Origin of the sequence: Clostridium sardiniense (assembly GCF_050584765.1) — a bacterium.
GTDB lineage: Bacteria > Bacillota > Clostridia > Clostridiales > Clostridiaceae > Clostridium > Clostridium sardiniense_A.
Genome location: NZ_JBNOOR010000002.1, coordinates 703,633 through 724,163, shown reverse-complemented (window position 1 = coordinate 724,163; position 20,531 = coordinate 703,633). Strand labels below are relative to the sequence as shown.

General features: G+C 29.9%; 18 protein-coding genes and 1 riboswitch. Of the genes, 15 read left to right on the top strand and 3 right to left on the bottom strand.

Annotation, left to right across the window (positions count from 1 at the left end; translation table 11 throughout):
* Positions 1-119: 119 nt before the first annotated feature.
* A complete protein-coding gene (locus ACQPUW_RS13010) occupies positions 120-467 on the bottom strand; it encodes a hypothetical protein (RefSeq protein WP_430837928.1) in 348 nt (115 codons plus the stop codon).
* Positions 457-1,749, bottom strand: a complete 1,293-nt coding sequence (locus ACQPUW_RS13005; protein WP_430837927.1) for a DUF1576 domain-containing protein — start codon at positions 1,747-1,749, stop codon at positions 457-459. Before ACQPUW_RS13005 ends, ACQPUW_RS13010 begins: the two co-directional genes overlap by 11 nt.
* A gap of 125 nt (positions 1,750-1,874) precedes the next feature.
* Between ACQPUW_RS13005 and ACQPUW_RS13000 the strand changes: the two genes are divergently transcribed.
* From ACQPUW_RS13000 to ACQPUW_RS12970, 7 genes are all read left to right on the top strand, one after another.
* On the top strand, positions 1,875-2,555 hold the full coding sequence (locus tag ACQPUW_RS13000) for a hydrolase (protein ID WP_430837926.1): 681 nt from the start codon (positions 1,875-1,877) through the stop codon (positions 2,553-2,555).
* 102 nt (positions 2,556-2,657) lie between these two features.
* Positions 2,658-2,826: riboswitch (Lysine riboswitch) on the top strand.
* Between the two features lie 149 nt (positions 2,827-2,975).
* Entirely contained in the window at positions 2,976-4,271 is a 1,296-nt protein-coding gene (lysA, locus tag ACQPUW_RS12995) for a diaminopimelate decarboxylase (RefSeq protein WP_430837925.1), read from the top strand.
* Between the two features lie 32 nt (positions 4,272-4,303).
* Positions 4,304-4,810: a signal peptidase I gene (gene lepB, locus ACQPUW_RS12990; RefSeq protein WP_430837924.1), complete on the top strand. Its 507-nt coding sequence runs from the start codon at positions 4,304-4,306 to the stop codon at positions 4,808-4,810.
* A gap of 580 nt (positions 4,811-5,390) precedes the next feature.
* Positions 5,391-5,660, top strand: coding sequence for a DUF3006 domain-containing protein (locus ACQPUW_RS12985; RefSeq protein ID WP_430837923.1), 270 nt, complete (start codon positions 5,391-5,393; stop codon positions 5,658-5,660).
* A gap of 77 nt (positions 5,661-5,737) precedes the next feature.
* Entirely contained in the window at positions 5,738-6,283 is a 546-nt protein-coding gene (lepB, locus tag ACQPUW_RS12980) for a signal peptidase I (RefSeq protein ID WP_430838093.1), read from the top strand.
* 30 nt (positions 6,284-6,313) lie between these two features.
* Complete coding sequence (gene ftsH / locus ACQPUW_RS12975) at positions 6,314-8,353, top strand: ATP-dependent zinc metalloprotease FtsH (protein ID WP_430837922.1); 2,040 nt, start codon at positions 6,314-6,316, stop codon at positions 8,351-8,353.
* 26 nt (positions 8,354-8,379) lie between these two features.
* The gene (locus ACQPUW_RS12970; protein WP_430837921.1) at positions 8,380-10,482 is read left to right on the top strand and encodes a HelD family protein; all 2,103 of its coding nucleotides are present in this window, start codon (positions 8,380-8,382) and stop codon (positions 10,480-10,482) included.
* Between the two features lie 61 nt (positions 10,483-10,543).
* Here the strand turns inward: ACQPUW_RS12970 and ACQPUW_RS12965 are convergent, their stop codons facing one another.
* A complete protein-coding gene (locus ACQPUW_RS12965) occupies positions 10,544-11,632 on the bottom strand; it encodes a PRK06851 family protein (protein ID WP_430837920.1) in 1,089 nt (362 codons plus the stop codon).
* 275 nt (positions 11,633-11,907) lie between these two features.
* Here ACQPUW_RS12965 and ACQPUW_RS12960 point away from each other — a divergent pair, with 275 nt between their 5' ends.
* The 8 genes from ACQPUW_RS12960 (at position 11,908) to ACQPUW_RS12925 (ending at position 20,521) form a co-directional block, all read left to right on the top strand.
* Positions 11,908-12,720, top strand: a complete 813-nt coding sequence (locus tag ACQPUW_RS12960; protein ID WP_430837919.1) for a transporter substrate-binding domain-containing protein — start codon at positions 11,908-11,910, stop codon at positions 12,718-12,720.
* A 73-nt stretch (positions 12,721-12,793) separates the two neighbouring features.
* Complete coding sequence (locus ACQPUW_RS12955; protein WP_430837918.1) at positions 12,794-13,480, top strand: amino acid ABC transporter permease; 687 nt, start codon at positions 12,794-12,796, stop codon at positions 13,478-13,480.
* The gene (locus tag ACQPUW_RS12950; RefSeq protein WP_430837917.1) at positions 13,467-14,189 is read left to right on the top strand and encodes an amino acid ABC transporter ATP-binding protein; all 723 of its coding nucleotides are present in this window, start codon (positions 13,467-13,469) and stop codon (positions 14,187-14,189) included. The genes ACQPUW_RS12955 and ACQPUW_RS12950 overlap by 14 nt, the downstream gene beginning before the upstream one ends.
* A 338-nt stretch (positions 14,190-14,527) precedes the next feature.
* Positions 14,528-15,637 (top strand): ABC transporter ATP-binding protein, encoded by a 1,110-nt coding sequence (locus ACQPUW_RS12945; protein ID WP_430837916.1) that lies wholly within the window; start codon positions 14,528-14,530, stop codon positions 15,635-15,637.
* A 40-nt stretch (positions 15,638-15,677) separates the two neighbouring features.
* Entirely contained in the window at positions 15,678-16,889 is a 1,212-nt protein-coding gene (locus ACQPUW_RS12940) for a sugar ABC transporter substrate-binding protein (RefSeq protein ID WP_430837915.1), read from the top strand.
* 113 nt (positions 16,890-17,002) lie between these two features.
* Positions 17,003-17,884, top strand: coding sequence for a carbohydrate ABC transporter permease (locus ACQPUW_RS12935; RefSeq protein ID WP_430838092.1), 882 nt, complete (start codon positions 17,003-17,005; stop codon positions 17,882-17,884).
* Position 17,885: 1 nt separating this feature from the next.
* On the top strand, positions 17,886-18,761 hold the full coding sequence (locus ACQPUW_RS12930) for a sugar ABC transporter permease (RefSeq protein ID WP_204593114.1): 876 nt from the start codon (positions 17,886-17,888) through the stop codon (positions 18,759-18,761).
* 29 nt (positions 18,762-18,790) lie between these two features.
* The gene (locus ACQPUW_RS12925) at positions 18,791-20,521 is read left to right on the top strand and encodes a glycoside hydrolase family 13 protein (RefSeq protein ID WP_430837914.1); all 1,731 of its coding nucleotides are present in this window, start codon (positions 18,791-18,793) and stop codon (positions 20,519-20,521) included.
* Positions 20,522-20,531 lie beyond the last annotated feature (10 nt).

Genomic DNA, 20,531 nt, shown 5'->3' with positions numbered 1-20,531 from the left:
AAATGGTTTCCATAATATTTAGAGGGAGTAGTTTGAAATAGTAGTATATAAATTAAAAACACTATTGTAATATTACAATAGTGTTTTATTTTCTTTGAAATAAATATTATAAAAGTATATTAATGTGATTCTATTCTTTGAAGTTCTATATGAAGTACATTACTTTCATAATTAATATTTGCGCTATCAACCATCATACCTACAAGAGAAAGTTCACAGTCAAATTCACTTTCGCCACCAAGGTGCCAGTAATACTGCTCAACTTCATGCTGACGAGGAATGTTCAATGTTTGAACTAAGTTATCATAATCATCCTTAGGGAAATTCTTAATAATAGCATCTATAGTTATATTAGATGCATTATCTATAGTTTTTACATTAACAGTTATGTCTTCTGCTAAAAAGTGATAGCAAAAGGACATTAATTCATTTATTATCCTAAGATTTTTTTCAATTTTAAATTTCATCCTTACGAACCTCTCTTTTAAATGTAGTAATAATCGGTATTAAAATCATAGCTGCAAATCCACCAGCTAAACCATTATTATAAAGATTTAGACCTCCATGCAAGTATCCCACATTTGTAACTAATGCTACATGAAGTATCCCTGAAATTACACCAATCTTCCAGCCAAATTTACCACCGATAGGAGCTAAACAGGTACTAAAAAGTATTGCAAGTAATATTCCAGGGTCAGATAGGGAATAGATACTTATAAGTCCTCCAAGAGTTGCACCAATCATAACAGGTATTATGTTTCTTATATGTTTACCAAAACATCCAAAACCTATTATGGTGAATATTCCACCAAGGGTTGGACCATTTAGATCTCCACCTATAAGTAGTAAATAGAATGTAGCAAATAGACCTACTATTCCCATATTAATATAAGTGGTCTCTCCAAAAAGTAGATAAAAGTCTGACACAAGTTTACCAGATTGTTTACTTATTCTTTTTAAATTATTTTTTGTATTTCTTCCATAATAAAGTCCAATACCAATTAAATAAAGGCATATTATTATCATAAATACAAGAAAGAATTCATTATTGCCTGTACTCCAAATTAATTGAGTCTTAAAATCAATGCCTATTGATCTAAATAAAGACATTAATAGAGTTGCAAGTAGTCCACATGCAAAACCTATATTGTATAAATTATAGCCAGCATGGGAAGATATACAGTGTGTTGCTATAGGAGTTAAAACAAATCCTATAAAAACGCCAATAATTGAACCAAAAAATAATCCTAGAAGTGGGTTATCTGAAGTAAAGCTAAGCTGACTAACTGTTGGTGCAAGGGTGGTAGATAATAGCATAACTAATGTGTAATTAAGTAGTGGTTGTTTTTGATATCTTGCAAAAAGATAAACACCAAACATAACAGGCCATATGTTTAAAATATTTTTTCCAAAGAAAGAAAAGCCAGTCATAAGCCATAAAGCCATTATTGTTGAACCATTTGGTTTTATACCTACAAGAACCAATATAAAGATGCTTATTATACTAGTTAGTGCTGCATTTACTAAGGTAGCACCTATTCCACCAATCTCTACATAGTCAGTAATTAGTATGTCCGGAGTTAAGAGAATTTTCTTCAAACCATTAAAGATCTCATGGGGTGAATTAATAATAAAGGCTGTAACTATAAAAAATAAATAAATAACCAATAAAATTTTATATGGTAAGAAGAGTTTTTTCTTTCCAATCACAGTCTTTTCACCTCGTTTTATTCTATTATTTGTAAACATTATATTACAAAACTAGGCATATTAGCTAGAAAAATAATTAAAATATTACTATATAATATTTCCACAAAGGAAAGTTGGAGATATAATATAGTGTAAAGTTAATACATAATTTTGGAGGGATAATAATGAATAAGGATAATGAAAGATATGTACCGGAGATTTTAGGGACTTTAAGAAATCATATAATTGAAGCACCAGCAATTATAAGGAAGTGTAGTGGAATAAAAATATTTGGGAAAAGAGTTAAGTCTATAATGTTTTCCACAGATGTTGCAATGATAAAGAATACAAATGCAGATGCAATAATGGCAGTATATCCTTTTACCCCCCAGCCTAAAATCACTGAAGCCATAATAACAGCTGCTGATGTTCCAGTATTTTGTGGCGTAGGTGGGGGAATAACTCAAGGTAGAAGAGTTGTAAACTTAGCATTAGATGCAGAATTTAAAGGAGCAATAGGAATAGTTGTAAATGCTCCAACTTCAAATAGCATAGTAAAGAGAATAAGAAAGACAATAGATATACCGGTAGTTGTAACTATTGTTTCAGAAGATACAGATATAGAAGAGAGATTAAATGCAGGAGCAACTATATTAAATGTATCAGGTGGAAAAGATACACCTAAAATAATAAGAAGGATAAGAGAAGAATACCCATTAATACCTATAATAGCAACAGGTGGACCAACACAAGAAAGTATTCAAGAGACAATAGAAGCAGGAGCAAATGCAATAAGTTATACACCACCATCATCAGCGGAAATAATGGGGGATTTAATGGATGTTTACAGAGAAAGAAAATTATAGAAAAAATTAGAAAAACTTTTAAAAAAAGTATTGTAAATTAATAAAAATATGGTATCATAATTAGTACAAGTTGTATAAAATATAATATAAAATTGAAGACAAACCTAGGGTAGAGGTGCCAAGATTAAGAGTAATCTTTAGGAGTTTTGCAGACTATGATAAAAGATGAAAGGGAGATTGGCCGAAGTTTAATTATTAGCAAAGATAATTATACTGGGGGTGTATATAATATATGCATCACTGTCACATGTCGTGGAGAGCTACAAGGATTAAAAAGTTACAATGATTATTTCACCTATTGCATCTTAGCAGTAAGTAATATTCTTATACGTAATAATAGACCTTATAATCACACGCTATTACCCGTCACAGTTTAATCTGTGGCGTTTTGTTTTACTTAAATAGAGTGGAGGAATCATTATGAAACTATTTGGTAATATGAAGACAGAAGAGAATACATTGGTAATTGGAGGCGTAAAAACAACAAAATTAGTAGAGGAGTTTGGAACACCTCTATATGTTATGGATGAGCAATTGTTAAGAGAGAATTGTAAGAAGTATATTACTTCTTTTAAATGTGAAGAAAGAGGAAATAAAGTAGCATATGCAGGTAAGGCGTTCTTAACTCTTGCAATGTGTAAATTAATTGAAGAAGAAGGACTTTATTTGGATGTAGTATCAGGTGGAGAGCTTTATACTGCATACAAAGCAAATTTCCCATTAGATAGAGTATTATTTCATGGAAATAATAAAACATTAGAAGAAATTGAAATGGGTGTACAATTAGGAGTGGGAACATTCGTAGTTGATAATCTATTTGAAATAGAACAACTAAATCAGATGGCAAAGAATTATGGAAGATCACAAAATATTTATCTTAGAATAACTCCGGGGATAGAAGCACATACTCATGAGTATATTAAAACTGGTCAAATAGATTCAAAATTTGGATTTGCACCAGTTGGAGATAATATAATAAATGCAATAAAGAGAGCGATAAAACTAGAAAATGTAAATCTATGTGGGTTACATTGTCATATAGGATCTCAGATATTTGAGCTAACACCCTATGAAGATGCTGCTGAAATAATGCTTAATTTAATTAAGAGAATACAAGATGAAACAGGATATTTAATTGGAGAGTTAGATTTAGGTGGTGGATTTGGAATTTATTATAGCAAGGAAGACAAGCCTAGAGAAACAAATGAATATTGCGATGCTATATTAAATAAAGTTGATTCAGTATGTAAGGAAATTAATTTAGAGGTTCCAACACTTGTAATTGAACCTGGGCGTTCAATTGCAGGGAATGCAGGAACTACATTATATACAATAGGATCAATAAAGAATATTCCATCAATAAGGAAGTACGTATCCGTAGATGGAGGTATGACAGATAATATTAGACCAGCTCTTTACAAAGCGAGGTATGAATGTATTGTTGCAAATAGAGTTATATATGATTCAAAAGAAAAAGTAACAATCTCAGGAAAATGTTGTGAATCAGGAGATATATTATTAAATGCTATAAAGATACCGTCAGTTTTAAGTGGTGATTTATTAGCAATGATGTCAACAGGAGCTTATGGATATTCAATGTCTAACAACTATAATAAAATACCAAAACCAGCAGTTGTTATGGTTAAAGATGGAGAAGCAAGAGTTATATGTAAAAGAGAGAGCTATGAGGATATAATAAAGAATGAAGTAATATAAAAAAATTAACTAAGGGTATAAAGAGGGGAAGTATGGATAATAAGTTTATAAGAGAGTGGTTACCTCCTATAATTGTGGCTATTTTACTGGCTATAATGATAAACAAATTCTTAATATTTAAAGTAGATGTTCCTACAGGGTCTATGGAACCTACTATAAATATAGGAGATAAATTCTTAGTAACTAGGATATATAATTTTGAAAATCTAAAAAGAGGAGATATTATAGTCTTTAAAAACAATGAGAAGAATCAACTTATGGTAAAAAGACTTATAGGGGTTCCAGGAGATGAGATAGATATTCAAGGTGAAAAATTATATATTAATGGAGAAGAGATTAAAGAAGACTATGTAAAATATCCAGATAAATACTTTGGAAAATTTAAAGTTCCAGAAGGTAAATATTTTTTCTTAGGGGATAATAGAGCAAAGTCTGGAGATTCAAGAGAGTGGAAAGAGCCTTATATTGATGAAAGTGATATAAAAGGAAAAGTTCAAATAAGGGTATATCCTATTAAGAATTTTGGTAGTATAAAGTAGTATATCTAGAATTTATATCTAAATGAAGGAGAAGATTGTATAATCTTCTCTTTTATTTATTGACTTAGATTATTAAATTTGGACAGAATTATCAATAAGTTAAAAGTAGAGTGTTCTAAAGATATACTGAAGACTAAAAACTTTAATCTATATATCATATCTTAAAATTAATCAGCATAAATTAAACCTATAAATAATTCAATAAATAATATAAAGATAACTGCAAAACAAATATTCCAAATACTTTATATATTTTATACAATATATAAATACCTGCTGAACTTATAAAGCTATGTTTAGTACTAATTTTATATTACTAATAAACAATAAAACTAACTATTTTAAAAGGTATCTGATATTATATTATATATATATTGAAATTATATATATAATAGGGTAAAATGAAAAATAAATTATCTTAAACGTATAATTTTCATATAAAAATCATATAAATTTCTTCTAAAAATAATACTTATTAGAAAAATTCCTAAATTTACACATATGATACATAAAGCTTAACTAACTTTTAATAAAATTAAATGTCCTGAAAGAAAATTGACAAAAAAATATGATATAATTAATGATAATATCAAGTTTTAGAAAGGTTAAAGAGGGCGATAATATATTTATGAAAGATGTATATATAGTGGATAGAAAAGAAGGCGAATATTATATTTTGGAATCTTCAAGTGGAGATATGATTAATGTTCATGAAAGCGAAGTCCATATGTCACCAAAAGATGGAGATGTATTATATAAGAAAGAAAATAAATACTATTATAGTAAAGAAATGACCCAACAACATAAGAATGATATTAAAGAGTTAATGAAAGGAATATGGGTGGAATAATGATCGAAGATCCAAATACATCACAAGATCAAAATATAGCAGAAGAAAAAAATGATGTAAAGATAACTGACTATACAATGAAGAGATCCGATAGAGGAAAGAAACAAGTTAAAGAAAACAAGAAGAATTTCTTTTATGATTGGATTGTACCAGTTTTTATAGCAGTAGTTCTTGCTATATTGATAAATAATTTTTTAATCTTCAAGGTATATATCCCAAGTTCCTCAATGGTACCGACTTTAAATGTTGGAGATCGACTTTTGGTAACTAGGGTTTATAATCCAGAAAAGTTACATAGGGGTGATATAGTTGTATTTGACTCTGATGAGCTTAATGAAACTGTAATAAAAAGGCTTATAGGACTTCCAGGGGATTCAATCAAAATTGATGGAACAGCAGTTTATGTTAATGGGACAAAATTGGATGAACCATATGTAGAACATCCAATGGATTCATATGGAACTTATATAGTGCCTGAAGGTAAGTATTTTTTCTTAGGAGATAATAGAGCAAATTCTAATGATTCGCGTTTTTGGAAAAATCCTTATATAGATGGAAGTAAGATACAGGGAAAAGCTCAAGTAAGGATTTATCCTTTTAATAACATAGGTTTTTTAGAGTAGAGAATTATACTAAAGAAAGAGGTGGATTAAATGGAACAGCAAAATAAAAAAAGAAATAAAGCTGGGATTATTTATTTTATAATAGCTCTAGCTATAATAATGTCTTTTAATTATGTTAGAGAAACATCTATGAATAAAGAGATTAGTTATACAGAGTTCCAGCAAATGGTTAAGGACAAACAAATTTCAAAGGTTATAATAACTAATGAGAATCTAATAATAACACCAAAGGATGATAATGAATTTAAAGGTAAAACTTTATATACTGCAAATATAAAAAATGATGATTTACTTAAAGAGTTAAATGCTGCAGATGTTACTGTTACAGGACAAAATCCTAAGCAATCACCAGTATTTGATTTATTACTAGTTTACGGTTTACCAATACTTTTAATGTTCTTTATATGGAGAATGTTATTCTCAAAGATGGCAGGTAAAATGGGTGGCGGAATGATGTCTATGGGCAAAAATAACGCCAAAGTTTATATGGAAGATGAAATTGGAGTTACTTTTAAGGATGTTGCAGGACAGGAAGAAGCTAAAGAATCATTAGAAGAGGTTATAGACTTCTTAAATGATCCAAGAAGATATACAGAAATAGGTGCTAAGCTTCCTAAAGGTGTACTTTTAGTTGGACCTCCAGGAACAGGTAAAACATTACTTGCAAAAGCAGTAGCAGGAGAAGCAAAAGTACCATTCTTCTCAATATCAGGCTCAAGCTTTGTTGAGATGTTTGTTGGTGCTGGTGCAAAGAGAGTTAGAGAATTATTTAAAGATGCTCAAGAAAAAGCTCCTTGTATCATATTTATAGATGAAATAGATGCCGTTGGTAAGAGTAGAGATAATCAGCTACAAAGTAATGATGAAAGAGAACAAACTCTTAATCAATTACTTTCAGAAATGGATGGATTTGATTCTTCAAAGGGTATAGTAATACTTGGTGCTACAAATAGACCTGAAATACTTGATAAAGCATTACTTAGACCAGGTAGATTTGATAGAAGAGTAATAGTTGATAGACCAGACTTCCCAGGAAGAGAAGCTATACTAAAAGTTCATGCTAAAGATATAAAACTTGGAGATGATGTAGATTTAGAAGAAATAGCAAAGAGTACTCCAGGAGCTGTTGGAGCTGATCTTGCAAACATAATGAATGAAGCAGCACTTAGAGCAGTTAGAGAAGGCAGAAAAGAAGTTATTCAAGCTGACTTAAGAGAAGCTGTTGAAGATATAATAGCAGGTAAAGAAAAGAAAGATAGAATCCTATCACCTAAAGAAAAGAAAGCTGTTGCTTTCCATGAAGTTGGGCATGCTTTAGTTGCAGCACTTTTAGATGGAGCAGATCCAGTTCATAAGATTACAATAGTTCCAAGAACAATGGGTGCACTTGGATATACTATGCAATTACCAGAAGAAGATAAATACTTAATTTCAAGAGAAGAATTATTAAACCAAATTACAGTAATGCTTGGTGGAAGATCTGCTGAAGAAGAAGTATTTAATTTAGTTTCAACAGGAGCATCAAATGATATAGAAAGAGCAACACAAACAGCTAGAAGTATGGTAACTGTTTATGGTATGTCAGATAAGTTTGATATGATGGCTCTTGAATCAATACAAAATAGATATTTAGATGGTAGAGCAGTAAGAAATTGTAGTGAAGAGACTTCAACTATGATAGATAATGAAGTTTTAAAAATTATAAGAGAAGCTCATGAAAAGGCTAGAAAGTTATTACATGATAATAGAGACCTTTTAGATGAGATATCAAATGTTCTTCTTGAAAAAGAAACAATCTTTGGAGATGAATTTATGGATATAGTATATAATAAATATCCAGAAATGAAAGTTAAAAAAGAAGAAGAAGAGAGAATAAAAGAAGAGGCTAGAAAAGAAGCTAAAATGCTTGCAGAAAGTAGAAAAGAAATCAAAAGAGAAGCTACTATTCTAAGTCTTGAAAAGATAGATGAAGATAGCGAGAGTGAAGCTGTAGTTACTAAAACTACAACAATAGACGAGAACAGCGATGAGAGTTCTTCAAAAGAACAAGATGGTTCAGATAACCAATAATTTGAAAAAAAGGAGATGTAGCGCGCTTGAATAATAACCTAGATTTCCTAATGGAAGAACAGCATTTAGAGAATACTTTAAAGACATTAAATGAAGAGATATTAAATTATATAGAGAAGAGAAAATATATAACAGAATATATCGTAGACTATAGAAAAAAGGTTATAGAAGAATACAGAGATGATGAAGATAAGGTATTAGAGTATTTTGACCATGAAGCTTATGTAAAAGAAGAAGCTTATAAAAATATTGATAAAAAGCTTAGAGAATATACTATTCTTAAAGAGTCACCTTATTTTGGAAAGATAGACTTTATAGAAGAAGATAGTACTCCAGAAGAAATCTACATTGGAAGATTTGGATTGACTAAAGAAGGAACATATGAGCCAGTTATAGTTGACTGGCGTGCTCCTATTTCATCATTATTCTATAAAGGAAGTCTTGGAAAATCTTCATATGAGTCACCAGCTGGAGATATAGAAGCAGATATATTAAAGAGAAGACAGCTTATAGTTAAAAATAGTAAGCTTAAAGGTGTATTTGATTCAGCAGTTGATGTAAAAGATGATATTCTACAAATGGTTTTAACTAGTAATTCTGGGGAAAAGCTTAAAGATATAGTAATGACAATTCAAGAGGAGCAAGATGAAATTATAAGAGCTCCTAAAGATAAAGCTGTAGTAGTAAATGGAGTTGCAGGGTCAGGTAAAACTACAATAGCACTTCATAGAATATCATATCTTTTATATAACTTTAGAAAGCAATTTGGTGATAAGGTACTTATTTTAGGACCAAATGATATATTTATGGATTATATTGCAGGAGTATTGCCTTCACTTGGAGAAGATGGAATAGATAACATGACATTTGAAGCTTTTGCAAGAAGAGAGATAGGATTAGAAGAAGAGATAACTGAATTCTCTTACTATATAGAAGAAGCTATGAAAGGAAATGAAAAGGCTCTTGAAGAATATAAAGAAAAGAGTTCAAAAAGATTTGTTTCAAAGCTTGATGATATAGTTAATGATATGAATAGTACTTATTTTAATATTGAGCCTGTAACATTCTTTGGAGAAGAAATTGTATCTAAAGATGAGATAAGAGCTTTATTTACTGATCATTATGCATATATGCCTTTATTTAGAAGAAGTGAAAAGGTAAAGAGAATACTAACTTCAAAAATAAAGGATAAGAGAGATGAAGTAGTTTGGAAATTAAATAAGGATATAGAAAAGAAGATAAGTGAATTAAGCGAAGATGATCTTATTTTTGAAAAGAATAATTTAGATTTCCAAAGAAGAATTAGAATAAGAGAAATAGTAAGGGAAGTAATGAATTCTAGAGCTAGAGTAGATGAATGGTTATCACATGAAAGTATTCTTAGCATATATAAAAGAGTTACTGATACTGAGTCCTTAGGATATATGGATCTTGCAGGAATTCTTTATTTAATGATTAAATTAAATGGGAAGAAGACAAAGAAAGAGTATAAACATCTTGTAATAGATGAAGCGCAGGATTATAACTATATGCAATTTATGGTTTTAAAAGAGCTAACAGGTTGTAATAGTTGTACAATAGTTGGAGATAGTAATCAAAGACTTATTGATACAAAAGAAATCCCTGCAATGCTGAAGTTAGATGAAGTATTTAAAGATAATGTCTTAGAATTCTCATTAAATAAGAGTTACAGATCAACTCAAGAAATAATGGAATATGCAAGTAAATTCTTAGATGAGGATAGAATAGTTCCATTAGTTAGAAATGGAGAAAAAGTTCTTGAAGAGGAAACTGAAAGTATTGAAGAGACAGTTGATACAATAACTTCAATAATTGAAGATTATGAAGAAGAAGGTCTTGAAAGTATAGCAGTTATAACTAAAAAGAGAGAAGAACTTAAGGATATATCTCATAACTTAAAAGAAAAAGTTAAGATTCTTACCTTTGATAGAAATGATATAATTTATAGAGGTGGTAAGGTACTTGTTCCAGCTTACTTTGCTAAAGGATTAGAGTTTGATGGAGTAATAATATTAGAAGATGAAGAGGAAACTCCAAATCTTGTTAAATATATTATGTGTACTAGAGCACTTCATAGATTATCTGTTATAAAACAAAATAAAAAATAAAAGAGCCTATAGGCTCTTTTTTTATTATAAAGAAACACATAAAAATCTAAGATTCTATATATTATTTTTTAAATTGTTCAAACTCTAAGATAATTTCATCATAAATTTTATTTACCATATCAAAGTCCATATTATTAGCATAATGCTTTTCAAGTTTATCATGAAGAAGCTTGGCTTCAGTGATTAATGAAAGACCTTTATTTAATAATATATCAAATTCACATTTATCAAAATCTAGTTCATCTTTATACTTATCAAGTATATGTTTGTTACATAGAGATGACATATCAAAAACAGTTCCGTTTATATTAAGCTTTGATATTTCATTTTGGGTAAACACTCCTATATTTTCTTCAGGTATTATAATGTGTTCAATATCATCAGGCAATAATGGATGATGATAGTACTCTACATAAAGACCTGATTTTTGAGCAGATTCTCCAATTGATTTTAAGATATTACTTTTAGAAAGCCCAGGCTCTCCTTTAAGTACAAATAAATTTTCAACAGAGCTTGCTAAATCTTCACCAAAAGAAACTATACCATTTGGAGTGAATGCTGTAGCAAAAGTATGTCTTTCTCCTCCCAAAGTAGGTGATGATTTCTTTGGAAGAACTATACCTTTCACAGTTGCCTCAAATTTAACTAATAGATCTTTGTCTACAGATTTATTATTAAGATTTCTCCAATCTAAGTAGACTTTGCTAGCTGAATTAAAGAAGGTAAATGCTCTACTAAAACTTTCACTTATATCTTTTCCGATATCTATTATTTCAGCCTTATGATTAACTAAGTTTTTATGGTTAAGAGCTTGAGCTAAATCTATTATTTTATCCACGGCACCAGGGGTCACAGGATCAGTTGTATGGGGTGCAGTACCATCTAATATTGCGACTTTTAGTTCTTTAACTAGCAGTGCATCTAGTGATTGATCATCTGAAGAACAATGATATTCTTCTACAGTATAAGAATTAGATTTAAAATAAAAGGCTAATTTTTTCATTAAAGAAGATTTTCCGGTTCCAGGTCCTCCTTTTAAGCATATTATTTTATTAGCATCCTCTTGAGAAATTAGATTTTTAAATAATGAATAAAATCCTTGGGAGGTATTGTTTCCAAGAAACATGTGTCTATTCTTTGCTTTGCTCATAATGCCACCTTCTTACATATTTAATATTCTAAACAATATATTATATATTGCTTTGAATATATTTGTTACTACAACAAAATATACTGTACTTAGGAATGTTTACATGAATTGAAATTAAGTAAATATACATAATTTATGCATAAATACTTAAAAATAATGGAAAAATCGAAAAAATATAAAAAATACTTGCATAAATATTAATTTATGTTGTATACTTATAACAAGTTAAAAATGTAAATGAATTGAGGCAATTAAATAAAGAGGGGGATATAAACATGAAAAAAGGATTATTAAAAAAGATATTTGCGGTAGCAATAGTAGGAGTAATGGCATTTAGTATAGTAGCTTGTGGGGACAAAGCTAAGACAGATGAAGGAAATAAAAAGGAACTAGTAGTTGGATTAAGTGCAGATTATGCACCTTATGAATTTCATGCAATGGTAGATGGAAAAGATACCGTTGTTGGATTTGACGTTAAACTTGCTGAAGAGATAGCAAAAGATTTAGGAGCAACACTTAAAATTAAAGAAATGAAATTTGATTCACTTCTTGGGGCATTGCCAGCTGGGCAAATTGATATGATAATTTCAGGAATGAATCCTGATCCAGAAAGAGCAAAAAAAGTAGACTTTTCAGATATATACTATACTGCACAACACTCTGTATTAGTAAAGAAGGAGGATGCAGCTAAATATAAAAAGCCTGAGGATTTAAAGGATGCTAAGGTGGGAGCACAAATGGGATCAACTCAAGCAGATATAACTAAAGATGTTATAAAAGCTAAAGATCCAACACTTTTATCTAATGTTAATAATTTAATATTAGAGCTTAAATCCGGTAAGATTGATGCTTTAGTTACTGAAAAACCAGTTGGAGAGATGGCAATTAAGAGCAATAATGATCTTGTATTGTCAGATATAGAATTTAAAGATGAGTCAGGTGGAAATGCAGTTGCTGTTAAAAAAGGAAATAAAGAATTATTAGATCAAGTAAACAAGACAATAAAGAGATTAAAAGATAGTGGAGAACTTGATAAATTTATAGTTGAAGCTAACGAATTAGCTTCAAAACAAATACAACAAAAATAATATATGAAAAGAAATTTATGATTGGCGATGAATAACTTCATTGTCAATCTTAGCTTAAAAAGGGGGCTTTGAAATGGGATATCAATTTGATTTTAGTTTTCTTCCACAATACTTTCCAGTATTTTTAGAGGGAGCTAAGATGACATTAATTATATCACTTATATCAGTATGTTTTGGTACTGCATTTGGATCAATTTTATATTTTATGAAAACTGTTAATTTTAAAGTAGGTAAATTCAAGCCATTATTATGGATTGCAACAATTTATATAGAGATAGTTAGAGGAACACCAATGATATTACAAATCTTAATGGTGTACTCAGGATCAGCATTATTCTTTGGATGGGATTTTAGTCCACTTACAGCAGCAGTTGTGGCAATTTCATTAAATTCAGCAGCTTATGTATCTGAGATTATAAGAGCAGGTATAGATGCTGTAGACAAAGGGCAGATGGAAGCTGCTAGAAGTTTAGGAATGACAAAAGTTCAATCTATGAAAATGGTCATACTTCCACAAGCCGTTAAAAATATTATGCCAGCTGTAGGTAATGAATTTGTTGCAGTAATAAAAGAATCTTCAATGGCTTCATTTATTGGAGTTGGAGAGCTTATGTTTAGTGCAGATATAGTAAAAGGATCTGTTTATTTAGTTTTTGAACCACTTATGGTAATAGGTGTATTATACTTTATTATGACTTTCTCACTTGGAAGACTTATGGCATATTTTGAAAGGAGGCTGAAGGCTAGTGATATACGTTAAGGAACTTAAAAAATCTTTTGGCAAAAATGAAGTTTTAAAAGGAATAAATGAAGAGATAAAAAAAGGCGAGGTTGTTGTTGTAATAGGGCCTTCAGGATCCGGAAAGAGTACATTTTTAAGATGTTTAAATCTTTTAGAACATCCAACAAGTGGAGAAATAATATTTGAAGGAAATAATATTATAGATAAAAAGATTAATATAAATAAGATTAGAGAAAAGATGGGTATGGTATTCCAGCAATTTAATTTATTTCCACATAAAACTGTTATGGAAAATATAATAATGGCTCCAATGAACGTTAAAGGATGGAAAAAGGATGAAGCAACAAAGAAGGGTGAAGAACTATTAGAAAAGGTTGGACTTCTTGAAAAGAAAGATGCTTATCCAAATTCATTATCAGGAGGACAAAAACAAAGAATAGCAATTGCAAGAGCATTAGCTATGGAGCCAGATGTAATGCTATTTGATGAGCCTACGTCAGCATTAGATCCGGAAATGGTTGGAGAAGTTTTAAGTGTAATGAAGTCACTTGCCAATGATGGTATGACTATGATTATAGTTACGCATGAGATGGGATTTGCAAAGGAAGTTGGGGACAGGATTCTTTTTATGGATGAAGGCAATATAGTGGAAAGCGGAAGTCCAGAAGATATATTTGATAATCCTAAGAATCAAAGAACTATAAGCTTTTTATCAAAAGTTTTATAAATATATGTGTTATCAGACATAAGTGGAGGAGTATTTGTTACTTCTCTATTTATTTTAAGTATAAAAAATTAAAAAGTATTTTTTAAATAAAAAAAGTATATAAAAATTAAAAAAAAATTAAAAAAGTGGTTGAAATTGTAAAGGGGAAATGATATTATTAATTCAAGGAAACGTTTTCTAAAATAAAAACTATTTAATAGTTGTTTTTTTTATTTTGTAAGTTTTGGAAAGGTTTCCGAAAAAGAAGGATAATATAATTATTTTAGAGACGTTATATGGATATCAAATTTTTTTTAAGTTAATTGGAAAGGTTTCCGGAAAATAATTGGGAGGTTAGTATGGCTGGAGTAATTTTAAAAGATATTTATAAAATTTATGAAAATGGGTTTAATGCAGTAAAAGATTTTAATTTAGAGATAAAGGACAAAGAGTTTGTAGTATTTGTTGGTCCATCAGGATGTGGTAAATCAACAACATTAAGAATGATTGCAGGACTTGAAGATATTAGTAAAGGTGATATGTATATTGGAGACAAGCTTGTAAACGATGCACCACCTAAAGATAGAGATATAGCAATGGTATTCCAGAATTATGCTTTATATCCTCATATGTCAGTATATGAGAATATGGCATTTGGATTAAAACTTAGAAAACTTCCAAAGGATGAAATAGATGAAAAAGTTAAGGCAGCAGCAAAGATTTTAGATATAGAGCATCTATTAGATAGAAAGCCAAAGGCGCTTTCAGGTGGTCAAAGACAGAGAGTTGCTATGGGAAGAGCAATAGTTAGAAATCCGCAAGTATTCTTAATGGACGAGCCTCTTTCAAATTTAGATGCAAAACTTAGAGTTCAAATGAGAATAGAGATTTCAAAATTATATAAAGAATTAGATACTACATTTATATATGTAACACATGACCAAACAGAAGCTATGACACTTGGAACTAGAATTGTTGTTATGAAAGATGGAGAGATTCAACAAGTTGCAACTCCAACTGAAATATATAATAAGCCTGTAAATATGTTTGTAGCAGGATTTATAGGAAATCCACAAATGAATTTCTTATATGGTAGTGCAGAATTTAAAAATGATAAGTCTTATATAAAGATAAATGATATAGGAGTAGAACTATCAAAAAAGAATACAGAAAAATTAAAGCAAATTAAAAAAGATAAAGTTGATTTAATAATTGGAATAAGACCAGAAAAAATATTATACATGCCTGAAGATATGAATAAAGAAAATATTTTAAAATTTGAAGGTGTAGTTGAATTAACTGAGAACTTAGGTGGAGAAGTATTCATTCACGTAAAAGTTCAAGATAGAAATATTGTTATAAAGGCAAAGGGTGGCACAGAAAAGGCCATAGGAGAAAAGTTAGAAATAGCATTTGATATCAATGATATACATGCTTTTGATAAAGAAACTCAAATAACTATTTTCTAAGATTTTTGATAAAAGTATATTGATTTTTGGAGGGATTAACATGGTTAAAAAGAAACTTATTGCTTGCCTTATGGCTGTAGTAGTAACAGGATCATTATTCGTAGGGTGCGGAGGATCAAAAGAAGATTCAACAAAAGGACAGGAAATAACTATTTGGACAAAAGTAAAAGAAGATGAAATGAAGGTTATTGAGGATTCAGCTAAGAAGTGGGCAGAAAGTACAGGGAATACTGTAAAAGTAGTAAATGATGAAGGTGAATTCCAAGATTATCTACAAGCTGCAAACTCAAGTAAAGGACCAGATGTATATATAGGTATGCCTCACGATAATCTAGCAACATTTAAAGAAGCTGGATTATTAGAAGAAGTACCAGATGGAAAATTTGATAAGAGTAAGTACACAAGCGATAGTGTTTGGGATGCAACAGCATTTGACGGAAAGAATTATGCAGTACCTTTAGCACAAGAAACAGTAGCATTATTCTACAATAAGGACAAGGTTAAAGAAGCACCTAAGACTATGGATGAATTAGTTAAAGTAGCAAAAGAAAATAACAATGGATTCCAAATTGATTTAGGAAACTTCTATATAACAGGCGGAATTATTCAATCATATGGTGGATATATATTTGGTGGAAAACCAGGAAATTATGATCCAAATGATATAGGGCTAGATAATAAGGGCGCACAAGAAGGATATCAATTCTTACAAGATCTAGTATTAAAAGATAAATTAATGCCAGCTGATATAACTGGTGATATTGCATCATCAAACTTTAAAGATGGTAAGTCAGCATTCTATATTTCAGGACCATGGGATATAGCTCAATTTGAAAAAGCAGGAATGAATTTTGGCGTAGCTAAAGTTCCAACAATAAAGGGTGAAGGTTATAAATCATTCTTAGGTGTACAAACTGCTATAGTAAGTTCAAAATCAAAGAATAAAGAATTATCATGGGATCTATTAAAATACATTGTTGATAATGAAGGAGAAGCATTATTTAAAGCAGGTAACAGAATTCCAGTATTAAAAACTGTATTAGATTCACAAGCTGTTAAAGATAATAAATACTTCCAAGGATTTATAGATCAAGCTAAGACAGCAGTACCTATGCCAAACATCTTACAAATGCAAGCTGTATGGAATGCAACTAGCCAAATCACAAGATTATACAAAGGTGAAAGCCCAGCTACAGTAGGAAAAGATGTTGTTAGTGCAATTAAAAAGGGTATTGAAACACAAGGACAATAATATCTAAGAGGGGGAGGGAAGGTAGGACCTTCTCTCCTTTATTAATTTAAGGAGTGAATATAGTGAGCAAGAAAAAGATAACATATAAAGATAACTTAAGAGCTTTAAAGTTTATGTCACCATCACTAATAAGTATGATTATACTAACTGTACTTCCTATTATATGTACCATAGTAATAGCATTTACAAATTATAATATAAAAACACTTAATACAGGATGGGAGTTTGTTGGACTTAAAAACTTTGCGGATATTATAACAGGTCCACTAAAAGAAATCTTCTTACCGGTATTTGGATGGACAATAGTTTCAACAACAATAATAACTTTTGGTGGTTTTTTTGTTGGATTAATATATGCATTAATTCTATCAAATAAGAATATGAAGGAATCAGCTATATATAAAGCTTTTCTAGTAATACCTTGGGCATTACCAGCAACTATAGTTATAATTTCTTTCACAGGACTTTTAAATAGCCAATATGGAGCTATAAACGGAATGTTAATGAATCTTCATTTAATATCAGAACCTATCATGTGGCTTACAGAGCCATGGGCAGCAAGAACAGCGATAGTACTTATAAGTATTTGGCTTGGTTTCCCATATATGATGAATGTATGTATAGGAGCTCTTGCAGCAATTCCTGAAACATATTATGAAGCAGCAAGTATAGATGGCGCAACACCTGTACAAAAGTTCTTTAAAATAACACTACCATCTCTTGCAAATACTGCATTTCCACTTTTAATCGGATCATGGTCATTTAATTTTGGTAACTTTACAGCAGCATACCTTTTATTAGGTGGTGGACCAGTAAGACCAGATTCACCATTTGCAGGTTATACTGATGTACTTGGATCAGCAGCTTACAAAATGACAATTCAATTTGGAAGATTTGATTTAGGGGCAGCACTTTCAATAATACTATTCATAATAGTAGGAACTATAGCATTTGTTCAAATGAAAGCATCTGGCCAATTTAAAGAGGTGGATTAATATGATGAGTTTAAATAAGAATAAGAAATATAAGCATAAGAGAAGATTAACTAAACCTGAAAAAGTTACGCTTTTGATAAGTAGAATATTTATTTGGCTTAGTATAGCAGTAGTATTATTCCCAGTGCTTGCAATAGTTACTGCATCACTTTCAGAAGGTACAAGCTTTACACAAAGCAGTATAATACCAAGTAAGATAACATTTGAAAATTATGCATTTGTACTTAAAGAAACTGATTTCTTATTATGGGTATGGAATACATTTAAAGTATGTCTATTTGTTGCATTAGCTCAAGTTTTAATGACATTACCAGCAGCTTATACATTTAGTAGATTAAGATTTACTGGTAAAAAGTATAGTCTTATGTTCCTTTTAATACTTCAAATGTTCCCAGCTTCTATGGCATTACCTGCTATTTTAGGAGTTGCATACAAGCTTCCATGGGGAATGGATAATCTATGGTTCTTAGTTCTTGTAATGTGTGGTGCTAGTGCTTATAATATATGGCTTATGAAAGGATATATTCAAGGATTACCTAAAGAACTTGATGAATCAGCTCTTGTTGATGGAGCAACACATGGACAAATATTTAGAAAAATAATATTACCATTAACTAAACCAATGCTTGTAGTTATATTTTTCTTTTCATTCATTGGAACATTTGGTGAATTTATTTTATCAGCAGCATTACTTAAAGATCCAAGCGTGAAAACTTTAGTAATAGGATTAAAATCATTTATGGATAGTGGTGTTTCAGCAAACTGGACTGCGTATGCAGCAGCATCAGTAATGGCAACAATTCCACTTGCAATAATGTTTGCAGCAATTCAAAAATTTGTATCAAAAGGATTAGTTGCAGGAGCAGTTAAAGAATAATATATACGGTAAAGTTCTAGGAGGATGTTATGAATAAGCAAGCTATTTATCATATACCAGATGTACCTTATGCATATGCAATTGATAAAGATACCTTAAGAATAACATTAAGAGTTGCAAAAGATGATATTAAAGAGGTTAAACTTTATTATAGATGTCGATATGATTTTAAAAGTTCATATGAGGCAATTAAGATGAATTTATTTGAAGATAATAATCTTTTAGAAATATATTCAGCGGATATAAAAGTATTTAGAAATAGATACAGATATTATTTTGAAATTACAGATTTAGAGGGAAAAGTTCATTACTATGATGAACGTGGATATAGAGAGAATATAAGAAATAAAGAAACAGATCTTATACCATTTCAATATGCATATATAGGAGAAGCTGATGTATATGAAGAATCAAAATGGCTTCAAGAAGCAGTTGTCTATCAAATATTTCCTGATAGATTTTGTAACGGTAATAAAGAAAATGATCCTAAAGGGATAAAAAAATGGGGAGATGAGGTCGACGCTAAATCAATATTTGGTGGAGACTTAAAGGGAATAACTGACAAGATTGATTATTTAAAAAATCTTGGAGTAAATCTTATATATATGACTCCAATATTTATGTCTCCAAGTAATCATAAATACAATATAAATGATTATTATAAAATTGATCCACAGTTTGGAGATAAAGAAGATTTAAAAAATCTAGTTAAGAAGGCACATGAGAAGGGGATTAAAGTCATATTAGATGGAGTATTTAATCACACAGGAGATGAGTTCTTTGCATTTAAAGATATACTTGAAAATGGAAAGGATTCCGAATATAGAGATTGGTATCATATAGATGACTTGCCTATAGATCAAGATAAAGTGAATTACTATACATTTGCAAATGATGTTAAGAATATGCCAAAGCTTAATACTAATAATGAGAATGTCCGAAAATACTTTATTGATGTAGCTAAGTATTGGATTAAAGAGGCAGATATAGATGGATGGAGATTCGATGTTTGTGATGAAGTAGATCATAGATTTTGGAGAGAAATGAGAGTTGGAATAAAAGAGGTAAAAAGAGATGCAGTCCTTATTGGGGAAATAATGCATGAAGCAGTATCTTTCTTAAGAGGAGAACAACTTGACTCTATTATGAATTATCCATTTAAACATGCTATGGTTGATTTCTTTGCAAAAGGAACTATAGATGCAAAGGAATTAAATGATGCACTTTCAATGAATAGATACATTTATATGGAAAGTATAACAAGACAACTTTGGAATCTATTTGGAAGTCATGATACAACTAGATTTTTGACAGAGTGCAAGAATGATATTCAAAAAATGAAGCTTGCTATAGTATTTCAATTCACCTATCTTGGAGTTCCATATATTTATTATGGAGATGAAGTTGGAATAGATGGTGGAGATGATCCACAGTGCAGAAAATGTATGACTTGGGAGGAAGAAAATCAAAATAAAGAAATCTTAGATCATTATAAAGAGCTTATAAAAATAAGAAAAGAAAATAAATCATTAATTCATGGTGACTACAAATGTTTATATGAAGAAGGGAATATAATTTCTTTTAGAAGAAGATCAGATGATGAAGAAACTATTGTAATTATAAACAATGATGAAAAAATATCAGAAATTTCTTTGAATATAAAAGGAAATTATATAGATATGTGTAATAATATTACTATAAATTGTAATGATAAAATCACATTAGAATCTTTATCATATATAATTTTAAAGAAGAAATAATATAAGGTTT

Coding starts and splice junctions, on each gene's coding strand:
- ACQPUW_RS13010 (WP_430837928.1), bottom strand. CDS start 467: ATGAAATTTAAAATTGAAAAAAATCTTAGGATAATAAATGAATTAATG.
- ACQPUW_RS13005 (WP_430837927.1), bottom strand. CDS start 1,749: ATGTTTACAAATAATAGAATAAAACGAGGTGAAAAGACTGTGATTGGA.
- ACQPUW_RS13000 (WP_430837926.1), top strand. CDS start 1,875: ATGAATAAGGATAATGAAAGATATGTACCGGAGATTTTAGGGACTTTA.
- lysA (WP_430837925.1), top strand. CDS start 2,976: ATGAAACTATTTGGTAATATGAAGACAGAAGAGAATACATTGGTAATT.
- lepB (WP_430837924.1), top strand. CDS start 4,304: ATGGATAATAAGTTTATAAGAGAGTGGTTACCTCCTATAATTGTGGCT.
- ACQPUW_RS12985 (WP_430837923.1), top strand. CDS start 5,391: ATGATAATATCAAGTTTTAGAAAGGTTAAAGAGGGCGATAATATATTT.
- lepB (WP_430838093.1), top strand. CDS start 5,738: ATGAAGAGATCCGATAGAGGAAAGAAACAAGTTAAAGAAAACAAGAAG.
- ftsH (WP_430837922.1), top strand. CDS start 6,314: ATGGAACAGCAAAATAAAAAAAGAAATAAAGCTGGGATTATTTATTTT.
- ACQPUW_RS12965 (WP_430837920.1), bottom strand. CDS start 11,632: ATGAGCAAAGCAAAGAATAGACACATGTTTCTTGGAAACAATACCTCC.
- ACQPUW_RS12960 (WP_430837919.1), top strand. CDS start 11,908: ATGAAAAAAGGATTATTAAAAAAGATATTTGCGGTAGCAATAGTAGGA.
- ACQPUW_RS12955 (WP_430837918.1), top strand. CDS start 12,794: ATGGGATATCAATTTGATTTTAGTTTTCTTCCACAATACTTTCCAGTA.
- ACQPUW_RS12945 (WP_430837916.1), top strand. CDS start 14,528: ATGGCTGGAGTAATTTTAAAAGATATTTATAAAATTTATGAAAATGGG.
- ACQPUW_RS12940 (WP_430837915.1), top strand. CDS start 15,678: ATGGTTAAAAAGAAACTTATTGCTTGCCTTATGGCTGTAGTAGTAACA.
- ACQPUW_RS12935 (WP_430838092.1), top strand. CDS start 17,003: ATGTCACCATCACTAATAAGTATGATTATACTAACTGTACTTCCTATT.
- ACQPUW_RS12930 (WP_204593114.1), top strand. CDS start 17,886: ATGATGAGTTTAAATAAGAATAAGAAATATAAGCATAAGAGAAGATTA.
- ACQPUW_RS12925 (WP_430837914.1), top strand. CDS start 18,791: ATGAATAAGCAAGCTATTTATCATATACCAGATGTACCTTATGCATAT.